The 20,876-nt window shown below is 65.1% G+C and carries 18 protein-coding genes; 7 read left to right on the top strand and 11 right to left on the bottom strand.

What is annotated here, in order from left to right:
• Positions 1 to 21 precede the first annotated feature (21 nt).
• The 4 genes from IM660_RS11725 to IM660_RS11740 all read right to left on the bottom strand — a co-directional run bounded on the left by IM660_RS11725 (position 22) and on the right by IM660_RS11740 (position 4,834).
• Positions 22 to 912, bottom strand: coding sequence for a carbohydrate ABC transporter permease (locus IM660_RS11725; protein WP_193495695.1), 891 nt, complete (start codon positions 910 to 912; stop codon positions 22 to 24).
• On the bottom strand, positions 909 to 1,757 hold the full coding sequence (locus IM660_RS11730; RefSeq protein ID WP_193495697.1) for a carbohydrate ABC transporter permease: 849 nt from the start codon (positions 1,755 to 1,757) through the stop codon (positions 909 to 911). The genes IM660_RS11725 and IM660_RS11730 overlap by 4 nt, the downstream gene beginning before the upstream one ends.
• A 74-nt stretch (positions 1,758 to 1,831) precedes the next feature.
• Positions 1,832 to 3,157, bottom strand: coding sequence for an ABC transporter substrate-binding protein (locus IM660_RS11735; protein ID WP_193495699.1), 1,326 nt, complete (start codon positions 3,155 to 3,157; stop codon positions 1,832 to 1,834).
• A gap of 57 nt (positions 3,158 to 3,214) precedes the next feature.
• Positions 3,215 to 4,834: an FAD-dependent oxidoreductase gene (locus tag IM660_RS11740; RefSeq protein ID WP_193495701.1), complete on the bottom strand. Its 1,620-nt coding sequence runs from the start codon at positions 4,832 to 4,834 to the stop codon at positions 3,215 to 3,217.
• 55 nt (positions 4,835 to 4,889) lie between these two features.
• Between IM660_RS11740 and IM660_RS11745 the strand changes: the two genes are divergently transcribed.
• Positions 4,890 to 5,711, top strand: a complete 822-nt coding sequence (locus IM660_RS11745) for a helix-turn-helix domain-containing protein (RefSeq protein WP_193495702.1) — start codon at positions 4,890 to 4,892, stop codon at positions 5,709 to 5,711.
• A gap of 15 nt (positions 5,712 to 5,726) precedes the next feature.
• Here the strand turns inward: IM660_RS11745 and IM660_RS11750 are convergent, their stop codons facing one another.
• The gene (locus IM660_RS11750) at positions 5,727 to 6,659 is read right to left on the bottom strand and encodes a helix-turn-helix domain-containing protein (protein ID WP_193495704.1); all 933 of its coding nucleotides are present in this window, start codon (positions 6,657 to 6,659) and stop codon (positions 5,727 to 5,729) included.
• Between the two features lie 91 nt (positions 6,660 to 6,750).
• On the opposite strand from IM660_RS11750, the gene melA reads away from it, so the two are divergent.
• Together melA and IM660_RS19750 are read left to right on the top strand one after the other, a co-directional pair.
• On the top strand, positions 6,751 to 8,148 hold the full coding sequence (melA, locus tag IM660_RS11755; RefSeq protein ID WP_193495706.1) for an alpha-galactosidase: 1,398 nt from the start codon (positions 6,751 to 6,753) through the stop codon (positions 8,146 to 8,148).
• A gap of 170 nt (positions 8,149 to 8,318) precedes the next feature.
• Entirely contained in the window at positions 8,319 to 8,486 is a 168-nt protein-coding gene (locus tag IM660_RS19750) for a helix-turn-helix domain-containing protein (RefSeq protein ID WP_425503830.1), read from the top strand.
• Between the two features lie 83 nt (positions 8,487 to 8,569).
• Here the strand turns inward: IM660_RS19750 and IM660_RS11765 are convergent, their stop codons facing one another.
• Positions 8,570 to 9,571 carry a LacI family DNA-binding transcriptional regulator gene (locus tag IM660_RS11765; RefSeq protein WP_193495708.1) on the bottom strand — a complete coding sequence of 334 codons (1,002 nt, stop codon included), beginning with the start codon at positions 9,569 to 9,571 and terminating at the stop codon, positions 8,570 to 8,572.
• Positions 9,572 to 9,664: 93 nt separating this feature from the next.
• Here IM660_RS11765 and IM660_RS11770 point away from each other — a divergent pair, with 93 nt between their 5' ends.
• The 4 genes from IM660_RS11770 (at position 9,665) to IM660_RS11785 (ending at position 13,996) form a co-directional block, all read left to right on the top strand.
• Complete coding sequence (locus tag IM660_RS11770; RefSeq protein WP_193495710.1) at positions 9,665 to 10,957, top strand: ABC transporter substrate-binding protein; 1,293 nt, start codon at positions 9,665 to 9,667, stop codon at positions 10,955 to 10,957.
• A gap of 71 nt (positions 10,958 to 11,028) precedes the next feature.
• Positions 11,029 to 11,919, top strand: a complete 891-nt coding sequence (locus tag IM660_RS11775; protein WP_193495712.1) for a carbohydrate ABC transporter permease — start codon at positions 11,029 to 11,031, stop codon at positions 11,917 to 11,919.
• Positions 11,919 to 12,755, top strand: a complete 837-nt coding sequence (locus IM660_RS11780; RefSeq protein ID WP_193495713.1) for a carbohydrate ABC transporter permease — start codon at positions 11,919 to 11,921, stop codon at positions 12,753 to 12,755. Before IM660_RS11775 ends, IM660_RS11780 begins: the two co-directional genes overlap by 1 nt.
• 20 nt (positions 12,756 to 12,775) lie before the next feature.
• Positions 12,776 to 13,996: a family 1 glycosylhydrolase gene (locus tag IM660_RS11785; protein WP_193495715.1), complete on the top strand. Its 1,221-nt coding sequence runs from the start codon at positions 12,776 to 12,778 to the stop codon at positions 13,994 to 13,996.
• Positions 13,997 to 14,402: 406 nt separating this feature from the next.
• Here IM660_RS11785 and IM660_RS11790 read toward each other — a convergent pair whose 3' ends face one another.
• From IM660_RS11790 to IM660_RS11810, 5 genes are all read right to left on the bottom strand, one after another.
• Entirely contained in the window at positions 14,403 to 15,065 is a 663-nt protein-coding gene (locus IM660_RS11790) for a Thoeris type III anti-phage system protein ThcA (RefSeq protein WP_343071980.1), read from the bottom strand.
• On the bottom strand, positions 15,059 to 16,207 hold the full coding sequence (locus tag IM660_RS11795) for a Thoeris type III anti-phage system protein ThcB4 (RefSeq protein WP_193495719.1): 1,149 nt from the start codon (positions 16,205 to 16,207) through the stop codon (positions 15,059 to 15,061). The genes IM660_RS11790 and IM660_RS11795 overlap by 7 nt, the downstream gene beginning before the upstream one ends.
• Positions 16,208 to 16,244: 37 nt before the next feature.
• On the bottom strand, positions 16,245 to 16,841 hold the full coding sequence (locus tag IM660_RS20015; protein WP_425503831.1) for a TIR domain-containing protein: 597 nt from the start codon (positions 16,839 to 16,841) through the stop codon (positions 16,245 to 16,247).
• Positions 16,842 to 17,061: 220 nt separating this feature from the next.
• Positions 17,062 to 18,078, bottom strand: a complete 1,017-nt coding sequence (locus IM660_RS11805; protein ID WP_193495722.1) for a hypothetical protein — start codon at positions 18,076 to 18,078, stop codon at positions 17,062 to 17,064.
• A 56-nt stretch (positions 18,079 to 18,134) separates the two neighbouring features.
• The gene (locus IM660_RS11810; protein WP_193495724.1) at positions 18,135 to 20,837 is read right to left on the bottom strand and encodes a DUF3696 domain-containing protein; all 2,703 of its coding nucleotides are present in this window, start codon (positions 20,835 to 20,837) and stop codon (positions 18,135 to 18,137) included.
• Positions 20,838 to 20,876 lie beyond the last annotated feature (39 nt).

Raw genomic sequence — 20,876 nt, forward strand, 5'->3', positions numbered from 1 at the left:
TCCTGACCGGTCGACGAGACGCTATTTGACCGCACCGGCGGTCAGGCCGGCGATCACTTGTCGCTGCAGGATGAGGAACAGACCGATCGGGACGAGCATCACCAGCACCGCGCCCGCAAGCGCCCCGGTGATGTTGAATCCGAACTGACTCTTGAAGCCGGCGAGGGCGAGTTGGACGTTGTGGTTGTCTGCCGAGACGGTCAGGAGGTTCGCGAAGTAGAACTCATTCCAGATCTTGACGAACGCGACCACGCAGACCGTGGCGATGGCGGGCCGTGACAGTGGGACGACGATCCGGCGCACGATCGTGAAATAGCCGGCGCCGTCCATGACCGCGGCCTCTTCGATCTCGCCCGGCAACGAGAGCAGGAACGATCGCAGCACGATGAATGTGAACGGGAACTCCAGCGCGGCGTAGAAGATGACCAGGCCGAGACGGGAGTCGAACAGTTCCAGGGAGCGGACCACGAAGAACAGCGGCGTCGCAAGGCCGACCAGCGGGATGGCCAAGGCGAGCGAGAATGTCGCCACGAGCGCGTTGCGACCTCGGAACGAATAGCGGGCCAGCGGGTAGGCAGCCAGGAAGGCCGCGACGAGCGCACCGGTGGTACCACCGACGGCGTACAGGACCGAGTTGCCGAAGTAGGCGTGCAGGTGGATCTCGGTGAACGCATCGGCGAACCCCTGCAGGGTCCAAGGCGAGGGCCATAGTCCCGAGCCGGAGTTGATCTGGAAGGCGGTCTTGAACGCGGAGGACATCACCCACACGGTGGGTGTCAGTGAGACGGCGGTGACCGCCGCGAGGAAGGCGTAGACGGCGATGCGTGGCCATACTCCCCGACCGGGTCGCGATGGCCTGGCTCGCATGGTCGAGGTCGTGCCGGTGGCCGGACGCCGTGTGGTCGTCGTCATCGGTCCCGCTCCCCGACCCTGAACGCGCGCCGCACCGCGACGATGAGGGCGCCGCCGAGCAGCAGGATGACCAGCCCGACGGCGTTGGCGTGGCCCCATTCTCCGTTGAGGTAGGCACGGTAGGCATACAGCGCCAGCGTGGCGGTGGTGTCGTCGGGACCACCGGCGGTCAGGATGAAGACGAGGTCGAACATGCCGATGTCGGCAAGGAGCCGGACGAGCACGCAGGTGCCGATGGCGTTGCGTAGCAGTGGCAGCGTGATGCGGGTCTCGCGCTGCCAGCCGGTTGCGCCGTCGACCTCGGCGGCCTCGTAGAGCTCGGCCGGGATCGAGGCGATCTCGGCCATGGTCACGACGATGACGAAGCCGAGGATGAAGACGAAGGTGCCGGCGATGGCCCAGCGTGCCGTGCCCGTCTCATAGAGCCAGTCGCGCTGCGGCAGCCCGAGCGGAACGAGCAAGTTGTTCAACAGACCGAAACGTGGGTTGTAGAACATCGAGAAGATCAGCGCGTAGGCGGCACCGGAGATGACGAACGGGATGAAGAGCACGGTGCGGAATGCTCGCCAGCCGGGCACCTTCGTTGCGAGCACGATGCCGACAGCAACGCCGAGCGGCACCTGCACCAACGTCGACGCCGCCAGGTAGAACAGCGTGTTGCCGACGACTTTCACGAACACGGGGTCGCCCGCGAGCCGGGCGAAGTTGTCGAGGCCGACGAACGCCAGCTGCGCCCCGGACCAGTCGGTGAACGCCGTGCCAAAGAGCACCACGAGCGGGACGGCGAAGAAGACGGAGAACAGGACGACCGCGGGTAGAAGCGAGAGAAGGATCGGGCCACGCATGCCGCGTGGAACCCGGGGCCCGGCCGCGCGCGTGGGCTGCCTGGTTCGCGGCCGAGCCAGGGACAGTGACACCATCACAACCCCGCCGAGGCGTCTGCGGACAGTCGGGAGAGGAACGTGCCGGTGTCCATCTCACCATTGACGTACGCGGGCCACAGGTTTTTCCACGCGGGCCCGAAACCGGCGGGCCCGTACACCCGCACGTGGGGGTAGGAGAACTCCGCGTCGGCCGCAGCGACCACCAGTCCCGCTGACAGTGGCTCCAGGTCGGCGGACTCCAGGTCGGCGTCCGGAACGACGACGGCGGGGTTGGCACCGGTCTCGACAGCCTGGGTGAGGGCCTCCTCGGGGGCGGTCACGAAGCGCATGAACGCCATCACCGCCTCCTGGCTCGGTTCGTCGGTGGCGCCGGAGACCCAGCCGGCACCGGAGACGACGATGATTCCTTGGCCGTCGTCCCATCCCGGCGATACGGCGTAGCCGGTGCTCTCGTACAAGCCCTCGGCGGCAGCCTCGGTCTGCAGGTTGGTCTTCACGAACCAGGGCCCGTTCGGCACAGTGGCCGCATCGCCGGAGAGGTAGGCCGCGGCGGCGTTGGAGAAGTCGCCGCTGAAGGCGTCGGAGTTCACATAGCCCTCGACATGCCACTGGCGCAGGCGCTCGGTGGCGGCCACGACCGCCTCGTTGCTGCTCCAGTCGCCCCCGCCGGCGATCTCGCCGGTGAGGAAGTCCACTCCTCCGGCTTGCGTGCCGATGAGGTTCGTCCAGGTCAGCATCGTGGCCCAATCGCCGTCCAGCGCCAACGCGAGCTCGCCCTGTTCGGCGAGAGCTGCAGCGCCCTCCTCGAAGGCGTCCCACGTGGTCGGGAACTCGTCGAATCCGACCGAGCCCCACAACTCGGTGTTCCAGTAGGTGCCGATCGGGTCCCGCTGCTGCGGGATCGCCCAGACCTGACCGTCATCACCTGTCAGGGCGTCGAGCGAACCGGGCTGGAACGTCCCTGCCCACGCGGTATCGGCATCGAGGTCGCCCGTGAAGTCGTGCAGCTTGCCCGTCTCGGACAGTGCAGCGATCTCCGCAGAGTTCAGCTGGAAGATGTCCGGCAGGTCATCGGCGAGGGCGAGGCGTTGGTAGTACTGCAGCCGGTCCTCGCTCGAGCCCGCGTTGGCGTTGTTGAGCATCTCGATGCGGTACTCACCGGCGTACTGCTCGTTGAACCGGGTGGCCGCCTCGAAGTTGTACTGGAGGAACGGGTCGGTGGGTGATTCCTGGCAGGTGGCACAGGTGATCACGATCTCATCGCCCTCTTCCTCTGCCGATCCGCCTGCGCAGGCGGACGCAGTGAGAGCGGCGGATATCAGGACCACCACTGCGGTAGTCCTCCGTGCACGTGCGGACATGTTCGTCTCCTTCGACGGTTCGAACGGGTGTGTCTGTGATTGATGCAAGGCCCACGTTCAGTAGCCGGCGACGCGTGGCCATGCGAGTTCCACCCCGGATGCGGTGAGCTCGGACTGGAAGTCGGCGAGCAGGTCGTCCTTGGCGCGAACCTGGGATGGCGTGCAGCCGTGCTCTTCGCAGTACGCAATGAGATGGGCGTCGACCTCCCCGACGTTCCACTCCACCAGCGGCATGCGATACGCGCCGTTGGTGATGTGCGTGGTGCCGATGTTCTTGGCCGCCGGGAGCAGGTTGCGAACCCGCACGGGCAGCAGCCCGCCGAGCGGGACCTGGAACGGCAGGCATGGGATGTCGATGTAGGGGTCTCCGCCGGTGGAGGGGTGCAGGTCGATGCGGTACATGCCGATGCCGATCGAGTCGCGGTGCTCGGCGGCGCCGTGGTTGCCACGCACCTCAAGCGCGATCTCCTGCTCGGTGATGGTGTGCTCGGCAACGATTCGCCGCGATTCGCGGATGTAGGGCGCCAGCGCGAGTCCGTCGGGGCTGTCGCCGAGCAGGTCACCGCGCAGTTTCAGGCCGGGCCATCCCGTGCCACCGTCCGGACGCGGCGCCTCCGTCTGCAACCAGTACAGGAACGACAACGACAGGTGACGTGCCCGCTCGGCGTGCCGTGCGCCGTCGGGGGCTTCGATGACCGGTCCCTCCCAGTAGTCCACCTGGGGCCAGTTCACGAGCGTGATGTCTGACGGATAGGCGCCGGGCCGGAAGTTCTGCCGGGCGGCGATACGGCGGAACGTCCACAGGTTCTTGTCCATGCTTCCGACCCGCTCGTCGGCATAGTCGGGCCGGATCGCGGTGTGGTCGCCGTCGGGGTTCGGGTCGAAGAAGTGCTGCACGGGAGTGAGGAGTTTGGGGTGCGGCGCCTCGAAGGACAGCTGACTTCCGGGCCAGTGCTCGATGCGCGCGTCCGCGAAGTGCTGGTAGAGCGCCGGCTTGTCGATGCGGTGATCCTCCCCTGGCCGGTGGTCGACGGCGAAGCAGACACTGACCGGCTGCATGTTGAGCGGTGCCGGCACCGAAGGAGCATGCGGTTCCCCGGTTGTCTCGACCGACTCGGCACCGGTGACGTACTCGACCCCGGCCATTGGCAAGAGATCTCCGGTCTCGGTGGCATCGACCACCCAGTCGGCTGCGATGGTCACGAGGTCACCGGTCGGCAGGTGTTCGAGCGTGACCGCCTGGATCGCGTCCTGGTCGACCTCGGCGGAGACCGGTGCGTGCTCGAGTCGCACCTCCACCCGGCCGGAAGCCCGGTGGGGTGCCAGCAGTGCCTCCAGCACAGCGAGCGTCACCCGAGGTTCGTGGCAGAGGTCGGAGACCTTGGCGGCGCCGGGGTTCAGGTACCGGTCCGCGCGAGCGGTATCGGTCAGCGGATAGTGGCGCCGGTAGTAGTCGCGGATGTCGGCGCGTAGCTGCCGGTAGGTGGCGGTGCAGCCGAACTGCTCGATCCATCGATGCTCGTCCGGTGGCACTGCCTGCGAGGTCAGCACACCACCGATCCAGCGGGTCGGTTCGGACAGAACGACATGGAGGCCGCGCCGAGCGGCGGTCAGCGCAGCGGCGACTCCGCCGACCCCGCCACCAACGACCAGCACCTTCGCGTGGATGTTCGTCATGTCGTCATCCTCGCGCCCGTGGTTACATTCCGGTATGGCTACACCGCGCTCCCCTGTGTCCAGAATTGACCTGGAGGCACGCCGACTGCGCCTGGCTGACTGCGTCGCACGCACCGTGGAGCACGAACCGGGCACCACCGTCGGGCCACGCACCCAGACCGAGATTCAGATGCTCCTCATCCACGCCGGCACCATGCTCGTGACCGTCGACGATCGCGAGCCCTATGTCGTCCCCGCCGGCCAGATGTGCATCCTGTTGCCCGGGCACGCCGACGTTGTCGCCTTTGCCGACGGCGCAGCGACGCGTCAGACGCTGGTCCGCGGCACTCCCGTGGACCTCACTGATGGCATGCGTGAATGGCTGGAGTCCGTACGACCAACCCGTCGACTCTCTGCCGCCCTGACCTACATTTCACGCGAAGCTGTCACCAGCGAGCAGACCAGGCTCACGGCGCACGGTGCACTGGTCGACGCGCTGGCGACAGCGCTGCTGTGGCGGTTCGTCGCCGAGTTCGAGAACTTCCCCGCCGCCCTGCCGGAGCCGATCGAGGCGGCGCGTCTCTTCATCCACGACAATCTCGGCCGGGCCATCACCCTCGCCGATATCGCGGGATACGCGCATGTCACCGGTCCGTACCTCATCAGGTTGTTCCGAGAGCACATGGGGACCACGCCCACGAAGTACCTGTGGGACCGCCGGGTCACGCTCGGTGTTGAGCTGCTGACCAGCAGCGGACTACCGGTCACCAGGGTCGCCGAGCGGGCCGGTTTCGCTTCCAGCTTCCACTTCGCCCGCAAGGTCAAGCAGGCCACGGGGCAGACTCCTACCCAGCTCCGCACGAGTGCGTGGTCCGGTCGGGACATCAGTCCGGGCTGAGCCGGTGGGGACACCTCAGCGCACGTCGACCTGACGGCGATACTCCCGGGGCGTCATCCCGCACGCCCGGGTCACGTGCGCGTAGTAGCTGGAAAGCGAGCCGAAGCCGGCAGCCTCGGCGATCTCGATGGAGGACAGCCTCGAGCTGAGCAGCAGCCGTTGCGCCTCCGCCACCCGGCACATGGTCACGTACTCCCCGATCGTCACGCCCACTGCTCGGCGGAACACCGTCATGGCGTGCGACGGCGTCAGGAGGGCCGAGCGGGCGACGTCACCCACGCTCACCTCGCCCCGGAACCGGTCGACGACGAACTGTGCCATGCGTAGGGCGTGACCTGCGTCGCTGGACCGTCCTGACACAGGGCTCCGGTCGCCGTCGGGGTTCTCCTGCTCGCCCGCCACGGCGGTCTCGGACGCACCATCCTCGAAGTGGGCGAGGACCGGCTTCGCGCGCAGGATGCGCCGCACCGCGGCCTGGATCTCCAGCAGGGCGATGCCTTCGCTCGCCCGATCCCCGATCTCCTCGAGCCAGGTGGAGACCATGGTGGCGAGGCGCTCCCGCAGCACCGCGTCGTCGGTGACCAGCGGCATCGCCTGCATCAGGCGTCTCATGTCCGCCTCGGCTAGACCCCATCTGAGCACGGTGGCGAACGGGACGTGCACCCAGCACGTCTCCCCCGCAGCGTCGGACTCCGTGCGGTCTTCGACCAGGCCGTGCGGTTGCGTCGCCCAGAACATCGCGATCTGCCCCTCGCGCAGCACCAGCGGGCGGCCGGCGTAGAGGTAGCGCAGCTCACCGCGCAGGACGATGTTGCCCTCGAGGTCATCGTGGCGGTGCAGCATGAGCATCGTCGGCGGTTCGCCGCGATGGCACCACAGTGCCGGCTGCTCGGTGACGACCCTGCGGGGCCTGGGCGGTACTGCCTCGCCCGTGATGTCCGTGCGCATGCCTCGACCCTACGGGGGTGATCGTAGGATCCTGGAAGAACAGCGAACCACGGGGCGAGATTCCGGCTGAGGGCCGGAATACGTTGAAGACATGACCACAGCGACGTTCGTCATGAACCCGAAGATCGCCATCATCGGAGCCGGGGGCTTCGTCTTCCCGTTCCGCCTGATCGGCGACATCCTCAGCTTCCCCGCCCTGCGGGAGTCGACCCTGTGCCTGATGGACATCGACCCGGCACGCCTGGATCCGGTGGCCGATGCCAGCGAGGAGCTCGTCGCCCACCATGGCTTCGCCACCACCGTGCAGCGCACCACCGACCGCCGCGAGGCCCTCGCCGGCGCCGACATCGTCATCATCACCTTCCAGGTGGGCGGCGTCGCCTCGTACAAGCATGACGTCGAGATCCCCCGCAAGTACGGCATCGACCAGACCGTCGGCGACACGCTCGGCCCGGGTGGGGTCTTCCGGTTCCTGCGCTCGGTGGACGCCTACGACGAGATCGCCGACGACGCCCGCGAGCTCTGCCCGGACGCGACCTTCATCAACTACGCCAACCCGATGGCCATGGCCACGGCGTACCTGAATGCCAAGGGGCTGAACGCCGTCGGGCTCTGCCACAGCGTGCAGGGCACCACCCGCATGCTCGCACGCACCTTGGGCGTGCCGTATGAGGAGGTCAGCTACCGCTGCGCCGGGATCAACCACCAGTCCTGGATCCTGGAGTTCCGCCACGGCCAGGAGGACCTGTACCCGCGGCTGCACGAGGTGATGGGCGAGCGTCACCAGCGCGGGCGCGGCGCCGCGGCATTGGCCGGTGACGACGGCGATCACAGCGAGGCGGCCGAGGAGATGAGCTCCTACGAGGGCGGCAACGAGCAGGTCCGCACCGCGATCATGGCGCATTTCGGCAAGTTCCAGACCGAATCGAGCCATCACGCCTCGGAGTACCTGCCCTACTTCCGTAAGGACGCCGCGACCGTCGAGGAGTACATCCCGCAGCGGTGGGACTACTACGAGATCTGCGCCGCGCACGACGAGCAGGGCGACATCGCCGGGCAGCTGGCGAAGATGAAGGAGCAGCTGACGGCGTCGGTGGAGTACGGGGCGATGATCGTCAACTCCCTGGTCACCGGCACCCCGAGCGTCGTCTACGGCAACACCCCCAACCGCGGGGTGCTCATCGAGAACCTGCCCGCCGATGCGTGCGTGGAGGTGCCCTGCCTGGTCGACTCCCGTGGCGTGCAGCCGACGGCGGTCGGTGCGTTGCCGCCGCAGCTCGCGGCCCTGAACCGCACCAACATCAACGTCCAGACCCTCGCCGTGCAGGCGGCGCTGTACGGTGATCGCGAGCACATGTTCCACGCCGTCGCCCTCGACCCGCTCACCGCGGCGAAGCTGACACTGGAGGAGATCCGGGCGATGACCGATGAGCTGGTCGCCGCGCATGGCGACATGCTGCCGGAGCGGTTGCGGGTGATCGTAGGCTGAGCCAAGCCAGAGTCGTCGACGACGAAAAGATCGTCACATATGTTGACTACCTATTCGTAGTCGCCTGGGGTGACTACGAATAGATCATCAGATCAGGTGGTCGCCATGGCGATTCGAGGCACTGTCTCGAGCCCGGAGTCCCTGGGCAGGATTCTGCAACAAGCCCGCTGTTGAGCGGCCTCTCCCAGCGCCAACTGGCGGACCGTATGGGTGTGAGCCAGCGCTACATCTGGGAGATGGAAGCCGGGAAGCCGTCGAAGTACACCGACCGTCTGTTCGCCATGATGCGCGAGACCGGCATGACCTTGTCGGCATCGATCGAGGCACCGGATGAGTGAGCTCCGGGTCGAGTTGTACGGCGGACTGCTCCGTCGGCGAGCGCGGCGATGGGCCCGTTTCCTAGTCGATCGGCGCAGACCCCTCACCGCCGCGTCGACCCCCGCACCACCAACCGGTGCGAAACCAGATACTCCCGCACTGCTCCCCCCGGATCCCCGATCCGCCCGATCAGCGCCTTCACCGCCGTCTCGGCAATCTCCGCATGATCGGCCGCCACGGTCGTCAACGGTGGGAACGAGAACGACGCCTCGGTGATGTCATCGAAGCCCACCAGCGCCATGTCCCCTGGTACGTCCACGTCGTGCTCGTGCAGTCGCCGCAGCGCTCCCATGGCGAGCATGTCGTTGAAGCAGATCACCGCGTCCGGCCGCTCGGCCGAGTCGACCAGGTTCGCCATCGCCTCGTAGCCGTCCTCAGCGTCGTAGCGCTCCACGTACTGGTGGTGCCCGGCTGCCACTCCTTCCGCTTCCGCCAGAGCCGCCCGCACCCCCTCCTCGCGCAGGTGCGCGGTGCGCGCATAGTCCGCCCGCCGTAGCCCGATCGCGGCGATGCGCCGGTGCCCATCAGCAATCAACTTCCGCGTCGCCTCATACGCCGCCGCCCGGTCGTCGATGTAGACGTGATCGAGGTGATCCCCGGCGATCCGCTCCCCCACCAGCACCAGCGGGAACTCCGACTCCCGGTGCTCGATGTGCTCAGCCCGCAACGCCTCGGGATGGAAGATCGCCCCGTCGAACATCGCACCGCGCGGCCCGAGCTGGATCAGCCGGCGTTCGCGCTCGATGTCCCCATGCGTCTGGTCCACGGCCACGGTGTACCCGCGGGCGGTCGCCGCCTGCACCACTTCGGCCGCCAGCCGCGCGAAGTGCGATTGCGCCAGGTCCGGCACCACGAAGCCGAGCAGCCCGATCTTGCCGGTGCGCAGGCTTTTCGCCAGCTGGTTCGGCCGGTAATCCAGCGCCGCGAGCGCCGCCTCCACCCGCGCCCGCGTCTCCCCCGCCACATACGGCTGATCGTTGACGACGTTGCTCACCGTGCGCGGTGAGACGCCCGCCAACTGCGCCACATCCTTCAGAGTTGCCATGGATTCCCCTTTCCTTCTTGCATCGTTGCATGAAAGAAGGATGTTGTATATATTGGCACCGTCTTTCAACGTTGCAAGAGCACTGGAGGCATCATGCGACTCACCCGACGCACCTGCATCGCCGCAGGTGCCGCCCTCGCCCTGACGGCCGGCCTGGCCGCCTGCAGCGATGGCGGTTCGACCGATGACGGCGGCCCCGTCACCTTGACCATGTGGCACGGCCTCACCGGCCCGGACGGCCCCGCCTTCCAGGAGGTGGTCGACAACTTCAACGACTCCCAGGACGAGGTCACCATCGAGGCTGAGGCCCTCCCCTGGGACTCCCTCTATCAACAGTTCCTCACCGCGGCCACCTCCGACGACGGCCCTGACCTGGTCGCGATGAGCGCCTCGCGCCTGCCTCAATACGCCGAGCGCGGCGTGCTCGCCCCCACCGATGACTTCTACGCCGACGACACCTACATGGACACCTCCGTGCTGGCCGAGGGTGCCGTGCAGGCCTCGGTCTTCGACGGCGTCAACTACGGCGTGCCCCTCAACCTCGGCCCGGTGCTGATGTACTGGAACAAGGCGCTGTTCGAGGAGGCCGGTCTGGACCCCGAGGCCCCGCCCACCACGTGGGAGGAGTTCGAGGAGATGATCCCCGACCTCACCGTGGATGAGGACGGTGACGGCACCCCTGAGCAGTACCCCATCGCCATGGGCGATCACTCCACCGTCCCGGTCTTCCCGAGCTTCCTGTGGAACGGCGGCGGCGGTGTGGTCTCCGACGACGGCACCACCTCCCTGCTGGGCGACCCGGCCACCGTGGAGACCGCCGAGCACTGGGTGAACCTGGTCCGCGAGGAGCAGATCACCCCGGTGGGCATGTCCGGCGCCGACTCCGACCAGCTCTTCCAGGCCGAGCTCGCCGCGATCACCATCAACGGCCCGTGGATGACCGCGGGCCTGACCGAGGCCGGCCTCGACTTCGACGTCACCGTGCCGATGGCCGGCCCCGAGGGTCAGTCGATCCTCGGCGACGTCGTCTCCATGACCATCTCCCAGCGCCTCACCGACGCCGAGAAGGACGCCGCCTTCCAGTTCTTCGCCTACTGGGAGTCGGTGGAGAGCCAGGCCACCTGGGCCAACGGCTCCGGTTTCCCCGCCATCCGCACCGATATGCCGGGTGACGCGGTGACCAACGAATGGGCCGCCGTCTTCGGGGCACCGGAGGTGCTGGACAACGTGCGCCCGTACCTGACGGGCGTGCCGGGATCGGGTGAGATCAACGAGGACATCTTCACCCCGGCGCTGCAGTCGGCGCTGAACGGCACCGGTGAGGTGGCCGATCTCTTCCCCGCCGCGGGTGAGCAGATCCAGGCCATCCTCGACGACGGCTCCTGACCATCCGCTCCCGGGTGGGCCCTGCCTCGTTCGGCAAGACACCGGCCCACCCACCGATCACGGGATGACCTATGAGAATCGGTCGCACGGTCGCCGGCAGGCAGGCGCGGGCGGCGTGGATGTTCCTCGCCCCCGGTCTGGCGCTGCTGACCCTGTTCACGGCGTGGCCGCTGCTGCGCACGGCTTACCTGTCCTTCACCGAGTACAGCCTGCTCACGCCCCCGGAGTGGGTGGGGCTGGCGAACTACCGTGAGCTCATCGCCGATGACCAGGTGATGAACGCCCTGCAGAACACGGTGATCTACGCCGTCGTGGTGACCCCGGTGACCATCGCCCTGGCGCTGGCCCTGGCCATGGCCCTGAACGCGAAGTTCTTCGGCCGTGGCATCGTCCGCACGGCGGTGTTCGTGCCCTTCGTGGTCTCCCTCGCCGTCGTCTCGATCGCGTTCCGGTTCCTGCTGGACCCGAACTACGGTCTGGTCACGCACTGGCTGGACGGGGTCGGGCTGGCTCCCACGCAGGGAGCGCTGGCGCAACCGGGAACGGCGATGGCCGCCGTCATGGCCGTGGGTGTGTGGAAGAACGTGGGCTTCTACATGGTGATGTTCCTGGCGGGGCTGCAGTCCATCCCCCGCGACCTCTACGAGGCCGCCCAGCTCGACGGCGCAAGTCGCCTCCAGAAATTAAGTACGGTGACCATGCCCTTGCTGAGCAACCAGACCATGTTGGTGAGCATCCTGGCCGCGATCGCCAGCTTCCAGGTGTTCGACCAGATCAAGGTGATGACCAACGGCGGGCCGGCGATGAGCACCGAGACGCTGGTGGTGATGGTCAACCGGGTGGGGATCAACAACCTCGAGTTCGGGTACGGCTCGGCGGTCTCGGTGCTGCTGTTGCTGCTGATCCTGCTGCTGTCGATGGCGCAGTACTTCTACTTCGGACGTAAGCAGGTGAGGTACTGATGAGAACCACGTCCCCTGCCCTGCGCCGCGCCTGGACGGTGGCGCTGACGGTGGCCATGCTAGCGATCGGGCTGGCGATGATCTTCCCGATCGTGTGGTCGATCCTGACGGCGTTCAAGCCGAACGCCGAGGCGGCCTCGGCCTCCCCGACGCTGTTGCCGCAGACGTGGACGCTGGAGAACTTCGCCGAGATCTGGTCGGCGATCCCGTTCGCGCAGCTGTACGGGAACACGATCATCTTCGCCGGCTCGGTGATGGTGCTCTCCCTGGCCTTCGACACGATGGCCGGGTATGCGCTGGCTCGGTTCGACTTCCGCGGCAAGACGGCGGCGTTCATCGCCATCATCGTGATGCTGATGATCCCCTACCAGGCGGTGATCATCCCGCTGTATGACCTGGTGCACAGCCTCGGCCTGGGTCAGACCGTGGCGGGCATGATCGTGCCGCGGACGGCGAACGCGTTCGGGGTGTTCTTCATGCGTCAGTTCTTCCTCGCCTTGCCGAAGAACCTCGAGGAGGCGGCAAGGATCGACGGCGCGAACGAGTGGCGGATCTTCACCCGCGTGATGCTGCCGCTGACCACCCCGGCGCTGCTGACCTTGGGGTTGTTCCACTTCCAGTTCAACTGGAACGACCTGCTGTGGCCACTGGTGATGTCCAACTCGATCGACGGCGCCACGTTGCCGGCCGGGCTGGCGCTGTTCGCCGGGCAGCACGTGGTCGAGTACGGGCTGCTGATGGCCGGCTCGGTGCTGGCGCTGATCCCGCTGATCCTGTTCTTCCTCCTCATTCAACGCACGTTCGTCACCGGTATCGCGACCACCGGCATCAAGTAGCAAAGGAATCCGAGCGACTCATGACGCACTTCTTCTCCCCTGACCGCATCGCCATGGGCGTCGGCATCGAGGACACCTTCATCCCGCAGGAGCAGGTGGGCCACCGCAAGCTGGACGAGTACGAACTCACCCAGCACTACCACTACTGGCGCGAGGACCTGAACCTGGCGCGGGAGGCCGGCGCGGAGTTCATCCGGTGGGGCATCCCGTGGTTCCAGGTGGAACCGGCACCTGGGGAGTTCGACTTCTCCTGGATCGACGAGGTGGCCGCCCACATGCAGGAGATCGGGCTGCATTGCGTGGTGGACCTGCTGCATTACGGCACGCCGTTGTGGCTGGACAACTCGTTCGTGAACGCGCGCTATCCGGAGTACTTCGCGCGCTATGCCGGGGCGGTGGCCGAGCGCTACCGGGGCGTGTTCACCTCCTTCACCCCGGCGAACGAGCCGCTGGTGAATGCCCAGTGGTGCGGGCGGGACGGCGGCTGGCCGCCGTACCTGACCGGCGAGGACGGCTACGTGAAGGTCGTGACGGCAGTGGCCGAGGGCATGTCGCGGGCGCAGGAGGCGATCCACGCGGCGGCGCCGGAGGCGGAGATCGTGTTCGTCGACGCCGGGTTCCGGTACGCGGGCGATCACTTCCCGGGGCACTCGCGTGAGCACCTGGAGGAGTGGCGGTTCATCGCTACTGATCTAGTGCTCGGGCGCGTCGATGAGGAGCACTCGCTGTACGGGCACCTGCGCGAGCACGGCATCAGCGCCGAGAAGCTGGCCTGGTTCCGGGACAACGCGAAGACCCCGGACATCATGGGCGTGAACTACTACCCCGGGTTCAGCACCACCACATTCGATGAGGCCGGCGCCGAGGTGCCGGGTGAGGGCGGGGTCGAGGGGCTCGTGGACCTCGTGCGGGTCAACCACGAACGCTACGGAATCCCCATCGCTATCACCGAGACCTCGCGGAACGAGTCACCCGAGGCGAAGATCCAGTGGCTGCAGGAATCGCTGGCTGCGCTGGAAGAACTACGCGCCGACGGCGTCCCGATCACCGGGTACACGTGGTTCCCGTTCTTCTCCTTGATCGACTGGCTCTACCGATACGCCACCGACAGCGCCGACAACCACTGGAACCACCTGGGGCTGCTGGAGCTACGGAGGACGGCGGGGGGCGTGTTGGAGCGGGTGCCGAATGCGGCGCTGAAGATGTTCGCTGATGAAGCACGGGGAGCCGAATCCACCTGAGCCGTTGGGCGCTTGCTCTACCTAGGACAACTCGGCTTCACTGAAGACGAGCTGACACACGCTCACGCACGATCTCTGGCCTATCGGTAGGGCAAGCCACGATCGCGGCTGAACCTCGAACAGCACTCCGGAGAACGACGCTGGCGCGACGTGTCGAGCCCACCAGGACCGAATCTAGCGGCCGTCTCCCCAGCACACCGATACCGAGGTCGAAGGATTCACTATCTCACCGCTAAGCGTTACATCGCGAAATACCCGGCATCGTGACGCCACGGCGCGATCGAAGATGTCAGCTCCCGCGGCAATTGCCGATTAGAAAGCCGAGGATCCCAACCGGCCTGCCCCAATTCGCGCAACGACTCGCGTGCCGCACGAGTGGGCCTGTACCGGCGCCGCCCATCGGGCATCAGGCGGAACCATTCGTCCAGTTCGCTAAATCGTCGAGAATGCGACGCGCAATCGCTGGATAAACGTCGCCATTAGCCAACTCTGCGCGAAGTGCAGGGGGCGACTCCTCTACAAGCCCGGCAGCGGCACCCCCGGGATGACCAAGTGCATAAGTTGGCGCGCCATCTCGAATCTCACGGAAGAGCGCGTGCTCCTTGATAATACCGCCCATCCCTCCAACGAAGATGGCAGCCACAGGCTCTTCTTCCGTAAGCATCTGGCGCCTCATAAGATCAAGACTCTGGATCGCTTCCACCGGATCCGCTGACTCTCCAAAAGCCGCGGCAGTGCGCACGATCGACCCTACTCCCTCAGCTTCGAAACGAAGCGTCGATTCCGGAAGAACTGCGTCAAACACCGCCGATTGATAAACAACAACCGTGGGATGAGAATTGAGGCGCTGCTCCGACGCCACGTAAAGAAGAAGGGGCGCAATCGTAGGGTGGGCTGCTGTCACCAAGCGACCACCTCGTTGTAACACCTCCCTGGCAATTGCAACGACCGCGTCAGTAATCTCTAGGACGTTGAAGGCACCATCCCAACGCGCAGTATCAGGTATACTAGCCGATAAGAACACGGACGCCCCTCCGAGGCTCGTTGTAAGGCTGCTTAGCTTCACCACAATCCTCCGACGGCGTTCTCCGAAATCATCCTCAAGTTACGATCGCCCTTTGCCCAGTCCAGGTGTCGCTTCCGACTTGCCTCCAGTTGCCTCGCGGCATGAATCAACAATGCATCGGCCGTCTCTTGAATGGAATTCCGCATCTCGTCAAGTCGATGCAGATCCTCCGACTCCGGCAAACGTGGCGCAACAGCAACTATCGAGCGCCCGCTTGGACCAGACACGTCCATACTCCAGTCCTTGAGGGCAGTACATGTAGCACCTCCAGCCTCGGCCGAAGACTGGACACTGGAGAGCAACATCTTGCGGCGTCTAACCAATCCCAAGGCGTGTGCAGATTCAACCTCTCGGAGCACTCGGTCAACTGCCTCGGACGAGAGAGCGTCGAACCCGTGACCTTTTTGGACCAAATCAGCAGACTGCAAGTGTACCCGTGGTAGTCGATCGCTGCCCGGTATGGGGGGCGGCTCGTCGGGCCATGTTACAATAAGCACTCCCATAGAGTGCGCAAGGGCGTACTCCAATTCATCGAAAACCCAATCGGACGCATGCGCGTCCGGAGTCTCCAGCAGTAGTACGAAAGCGAAGCTCTCAAGTGCATCGGCGATTCTGAGCTGAACATTGTCGCCGGCCGGTATCGCGAAACGATCAATGAACGGGCTGAAAGACACATGTGATAAGGCGTCATAGAGTTGTTCTGCGGCGGCGAGGCCATCGCTCCGTCTGTGACTGATGAATACCTTTCTATCACGCTCCTCAATGCCCAGTTGCTTCAGAACGATACGGGCAAGCCTCCGTTCCGGATCGCCACCCGACCACTCGAATCCGTTGAACGCGGATACCAGGTCAGGCACCTGCGCAGCAAAGGCCGCAAGACTATCTACGACCGGGATAACTACAAGACCCGAGTCTCTGGCAGCGATGATCCGGCGGTCAAGGCTGGAAGCATTCTTGGTTGCAGGGCCAACCAATAACACCGCCACAGCCGGAGCTTCGCTGTCGAGCAACTCCTCGGTCACATTGACATTCAAAGACTTGTGCACACCCAACGCCATCAACTCCGATGCGACCGACTGTCGGAGCTTAGCCAACCAGCCTGGGCGATCAACATGGAGCGCGAGAACCTGATAGGAGACCGTCATAAAAACTCCTGAAGAACCGCCACAAACGTTGACGACGTTATGTGCATGCTGAATTTGATTTCTTGAGTTCGCGAGAATTGTCGACCAAGTCCGACTTGTCTAGTCTGTCGTTGAAAGCTGCCTCGATGTTCGATCGCACAACGGAGCTCGACGTCGGGTAGCTTAGATAGCGCACGTACGAAGCGTCCGTGTCGCCTTCGCGCCAATTGTCCCTGACTCGACCGGGGAGCCGAGCCTTGTTGTTCATCGAAGGCAATGGGTATACGAGAAGACCGTTGCGCTTATTGCTTGTATCGTTCCGGAGCGACGATGAGATCTCCCAATCGACAAACTTGCGCGCCCACGTACACTGGCCTAGAAGCAAGATTGTGACTGTCGAATCTGTTAGATACTCTTCGCGAATGCGACGCTTAATGTACTCGTCGCTATCGCTATCAATGAAGTCATCTTCGATTGTCACACCGACGGATCGAGCAAGGAACTCTGATCCGAAGGTCTCGATGAAGTCTTCGACCGCAGCCATGTCGTCGGCGTGGTAGGAGACGAAACACTTGTGCCTGGTCGAGTCGACCTTCCTTGCTGCGGCGGCCTCTGCCACACGCTGCAGCCGAACCATTGCGTCTCTGGTCGCCATCGTTGCCCCTCTCTCGCCCGCAGGAGACGGGTGAACCCGCGGCGCTGATGCCAGCCTATCGTTGACGAGCCGCCCCGTGGTGGACCATCCGATGGCACCATCGCGACCCGGATCCCGCTTTGGCGATAGCTGCGTCGAGGAGCCCTCATCTCTAACCTGAGTTTGGCTGTTGCGCCCCTGGGTTCAGTGGAGTGGAGCCTTCTCTGAACCCGGGAGCGCGTCAGTTGGAATCCGCTCGGCTGAGGGCGAGGGCTAGCGGATGCCGTGCGAGCGAAGTGGCTGTTTGCTCATCTGATCGGAGCGCATCCAGTGCGCGGCTGCGCCATAGGTAGGTCCACCACATCCCACTGGTGTCCCAGATGCGCCTGTCGCGGAGGCGGTCGAACCCGGCCGGAATCTTGACGGCACTTCCGGTGCTGAACCGGATGTGGCGGTCGTGGGGGAAGCGCTGCCTGCCGTTGGAGGGGTCTCCTAGGTGCACCTCAACTCGGGCGAGCCTTCCTTCATTAGCCGGGGACCACCGGTGGTGGATGATTTGCGCAAGGGCACAGGCGTCGTCGCGGCTGTTGAGTTTGGAGGCGTTCCCAACGAGCCTGACGGTGGACCCTCCAGCCATGACGCTGTCCAGGTGTTCGAGGAGCCAACATATGTGCTCCGGCACATCAGATGCCGAACCTCGACCGTATGCGCTTCCAGTGATGCGGTTGAAGAGGTAGCCGTCGAGTATCACGACTTCGCGGGCACCTGTTGCGATGGGCCTCAGGACGTTGAACCAGAAATCTTCGCGTGCGGTGCCGTGCGCGGCGAAGGGGCTCCGCTCCTGTTCCACGATTCGAGCAAGCGCAGGCGCAGTGGGGGCGGTGACTGCGACAGCCACGTCTGGCTTAAGTCCCGGCGCGCTCAGGATTCCGGTGTCCCCTGGAACGCCGAGAGTAACAGAAAGAGTTTGAGAAACGACCGCCACGTCAGCCTGGCCGCCCCACCCAGCTCTGAGACGGTCTATTCCGTCAACGGTGGCGAGTGTGTCGCGGCTGGGAGGATCAGCAACGACCACTCGGTGGGATTTCCTCAGGTGGACAAGCATGGCCTCCCATCGCGCGCGTGCACCGGGAGGCATCCCGGCTATGCCTCTGACGGCGCGAACGAATTCCCTGGCTTCGTCGTCGCTTACGAACACGAGACGTCCATGGGCGAGCAGGGTCTCGACTAGGGACTCGTGAAGGGCGTTTGCCGCCAACGGCTGGATACTGCCGAGATCTAGGGCGTTGGGGGCCAAGGCAACTCGGGCGTACATCAGAACGCGCCGAAGAGTTCGTCGAGGCGTTCGTCGAAGAAGCCGTGGGGCCATTCGTCTAAGAACTCGCCCTGCTCATCGAGGCGGAGTGGTTTAATCGTGGTGTCCCCTTCGGGACTTTGGTCCACGTAAACGACGGATACGCTGCTGGGGTCGAGGCTTCCTTCTCTGATGCGTCGTTGCACCCGAAGGATGAGGTGCTCACTATGCGTCTCGACAATAAGTTGGTTGCCCTGGCGGCCCTGTCGTGTGGTGTCAATCAATAGGTCGGCGAGCCGTGCTTGGAGACGTGGATGTAGGTGGGTTTCGGGCTGTTCAATCACGACTATGCTATTCCGGCGGGATAAGAGCTCCACGACGATGGGAAGTACCTGGCTAATGCCGAACCCGACATCGGCAGGGGTGACGTTGACGTCGCTTCGACTGTCGGTCAGGGAGACGGCCACGAGGTCCCCGACGAGATGGGCGGCATTGCCCGCGTTCACCGGGATCACGTCAAGAGAATAGGGCACCTCGAGGCGCTTGAGCCACTCGTTGACTTGCGTGACGACGGTGGCGTGGTCGAACAGGTAGATGGCAACGTCTCGGCCGTCACCGGTCGCAGAGGAGGCGTCAGCGCGGTCGTAGACGCGTTGGGGAACAGATCGTAGCGGGCCGAGCCATACGACGTTTTCGAGGAGCTGGGTCACTTCGGCTGCAACTCCCCCGGCGAGTTTGGTCGTCCTGTTGAGATAGGAGTCGACGATTCCTTGCTCACGTCTATCACCACCGGAACGCCGGGGGCTAAGGAGCACGTCGTTAGTAGGCATGATGCCGTTGGCGCGAACATGGATGGTGTCCACGCCATTGCGTTCGAGGGCACGCAGTGCGCGCCTCGCGTTCTGCTCCCGCCCCTTGAGCCGTCGAGCTTGCTCGACCTCGTCACCGTCCTGGTGGTGGCGGGCGTCGAATGGGTACAGGAGCGTGCCGCTGGCGACTCCCCTAAAAACCTCGTAGAGGTCCCCACGGTTGAGCGTAAAGGCGCTCGCGCCAGGGTCCCTGCCGAAGACGAGCCCATAATCCCCGAACCGGATGGTTGTCTCGGTTACCGCACCCTGACCGGACGCATTACTTTCGAACGTCCAGCCCACGTGCCGCGCAAGCGTGGGGTCGGGTGTCCCCTCTGCGCGGATCCACGCCGGGAGCGTGCCGTATGTGAGTGTCATCTTCACCGGCTCATCGGCGTGCCGGTGAACGAGGCCTCGGAAGCCACCCACGTTCAGTAGGGGGCCTTGGGTGACGAGAGCGTCGGATCCTAGGGACTGCTTCAGGAGCAGGAGCGACTGGACCAGCGTGGACTTCCCTGCCGAGTTCGCGCCGTACACCAGGGTGAGCGGCGCCAAAGGCATCTGCTTCGGGGCCCCGAAGGCTTTGAAGTTGCTGAGCTCGACCCGGGTGAGGAGTCTGCGGTCAGGTGCTGGGTGTGTGACTTGCTCGCCCGGGGGTTCATCCAAGTAGAGGGCGGGGTCCAGCCCACGGTCGAGATCGAGTTCGTGAGAATCGACGGTGCGCGCCACGTGCACGGGAGCCGTGATGGTGCCGGTGTCGCGAGAGCCCGCGACGATATCGACAAGGGCGGCGATAGCGCCGGGGCCGATATGGACCTGGCCCTTGTCGGCGGTTTCCACCAAGGTCTGCGCATCGATTAGGGCGACCGACTCACACCGACGGGCCGTGCGCGCGCGAAGGAGCCACAGCACGGTGGAAATGCCGGTGTGGCGGAAGACCCCTGGTGGCAGCGAGATGATTGCCTCGACCGCACCGCTTTGGAGGAGGTACTCGTGGTACGCGCGGTAGCGGGGCATGAGACTACTTCGCGAGAGGACGAGTGCTGCACGTCCGTTGGCCCGTAGGGCGTCGAGCGCAAGCAGCAGCCATGGCATGTCACCCTGGGGTGCGGCTGACTTTCCCGATAGCATTCCGCGCGCGAGACGACGAATGGTATGTCGCTGCCGGTCGGTGAATGTCAGGTTCCACGGAGGCTGAGCGAGCACGACGTCAACATCGCCGGTCTGGGGCTCGTCAAAGGCGTCAGCGCACCGCGGGCCGAACCAGTCGGCAGTATCGACGCCGTGAATCTTGAGGCGCATGGAAGCGCGACGGGCAACCCGCTGGTTGATGTCGAAGCCGGATACGCTCACTTCCGGTTGGGCGCGGGCAGCGGCTAGCAATCCGGTTCCGTTTCCGCAAACTGGGTCGAGGACGTAGTCGCCAGGGCGCACTGTCAGCGTTGCCATCAGGTCTGCGACAGCGACGGGCGTTTCGGACTCTCCCGCCTGCTTCCCCAGCCGCGAGAGGTAGCCGAGCGACTCGTCGAACGTATCGGCGATCTGCTCATGCTGCTCTGCGACGGTCGCCGTCCATGGGATCGACCTGTCGATGAGATGCAGGATCGTGCGCAGGGTCCCCGGGTAGGCTTCCGCGTCGTCGAGCCGAGCCTCATCTGTCTGTTCTCGGGAAATGTCGAACCGAATGAAGCATTGGACCAGCCTTTCATCAGTGGCGGCTGCGCGGAGTTCCCGCCAACCCTCCACGTCGTCGTTGTGCGTCGTGACCCAACGTACGAACAGGGCGTGCAGCACAAGATCGACGCCGCGCTCGACGCCCAGACCGCGAGTGGCATCAAGTAGCTCCCAACTGAGGCGTTTGCCGTGGCTACTCACAATGCTCCACACTCGCGCACCAGACGGCTCGCGAACACC

The organism is Ruania alkalisoli (assembly GCF_014960965.1).
In the GTDB taxonomy this organism is placed as follows: Bacteria; Actinomycetota; Actinomycetes; order Actinomycetales; family Beutenbergiaceae; genus Ruania; species Ruania alkalisoli.

Excerpts from the sequence above, each read along its gene's own strand:
- IM660_RS11780 (WP_193495713.1), top strand. The coding sequence starts at position 11,919 with ATGAGAACCACGTCCCCTGCCCTGCGCCGCGCCTGGACGGTGGCGCTG.
- IM660_RS11765 (WP_193495708.1), bottom strand. The coding sequence starts at position 9,571 with ATGGCAACTCTGAAGGATGTGGCGCAGTTGGCGGGCGTCTCACCGCGC.
- IM660_RS20015 (WP_425503831.1), bottom strand. The coding sequence starts at position 16,841 with ATGGCGACCAGAGACGCAATGGTTCGGCTGCAGCGTGTGGCAGAGGCC.
- IM660_RS11750 (WP_193495704.1), bottom strand. The coding sequence starts at position 6,659 with ATGCGCACGGACATCACGGGCGAGGCAGTACCGCCCAGGCCCCGCAGG.
- IM660_RS11795 (WP_193495719.1), bottom strand. The coding sequence starts at position 16,207 with ATGACGGTCTCCTATCAGGTTCTCGCGCTCCATGTTGATCGCCCAGGC.
- IM660_RS11740 (WP_193495701.1), bottom strand. The coding sequence starts at position 4,834 with ATGACGAACATCCACGCGAAGGTGCTGGTCGTTGGTGGCGGGGTCGGC.
- IM660_RS11770 (WP_193495710.1), top strand. The coding sequence starts at position 9,665 with ATGCGACTCACCCGACGCACCTGCATCGCCGCAGGTGCCGCCCTCGCC.
- IM660_RS11725 (WP_193495695.1), bottom strand. The coding sequence starts at position 912 with ATGACGACGACCACACGGCGTCCGGCCACCGGCACGACCTCGACCATG.
- IM660_RS11735 (WP_193495699.1), bottom strand. The coding sequence starts at position 3,157 with ATGTCCGCACGTGCACGGAGGACTACCGCAGTGGTGGTCCTGATATCC.
- IM660_RS11785 (WP_193495715.1), top strand. The coding sequence starts at position 12,776 with ATGACGCACTTCTTCTCCCCTGACCGCATCGCCATGGGCGTCGGCATC.
- IM660_RS11775 (WP_193495712.1), top strand. The coding sequence starts at position 11,029 with ATGAGAATCGGTCGCACGGTCGCCGGCAGGCAGGCGCGGGCGGCGTGG.
- IM660_RS11730 (WP_193495697.1), bottom strand. The coding sequence starts at position 1,757 with ATGCGTGGCCCGATCCTTCTCTCGCTTCTACCCGCGGTCGTCCTGTTC.
- melA (WP_193495706.1), top strand. The coding sequence starts at position 6,751 with ATGACCACAGCGACGTTCGTCATGAACCCGAAGATCGCCATCATCGGA.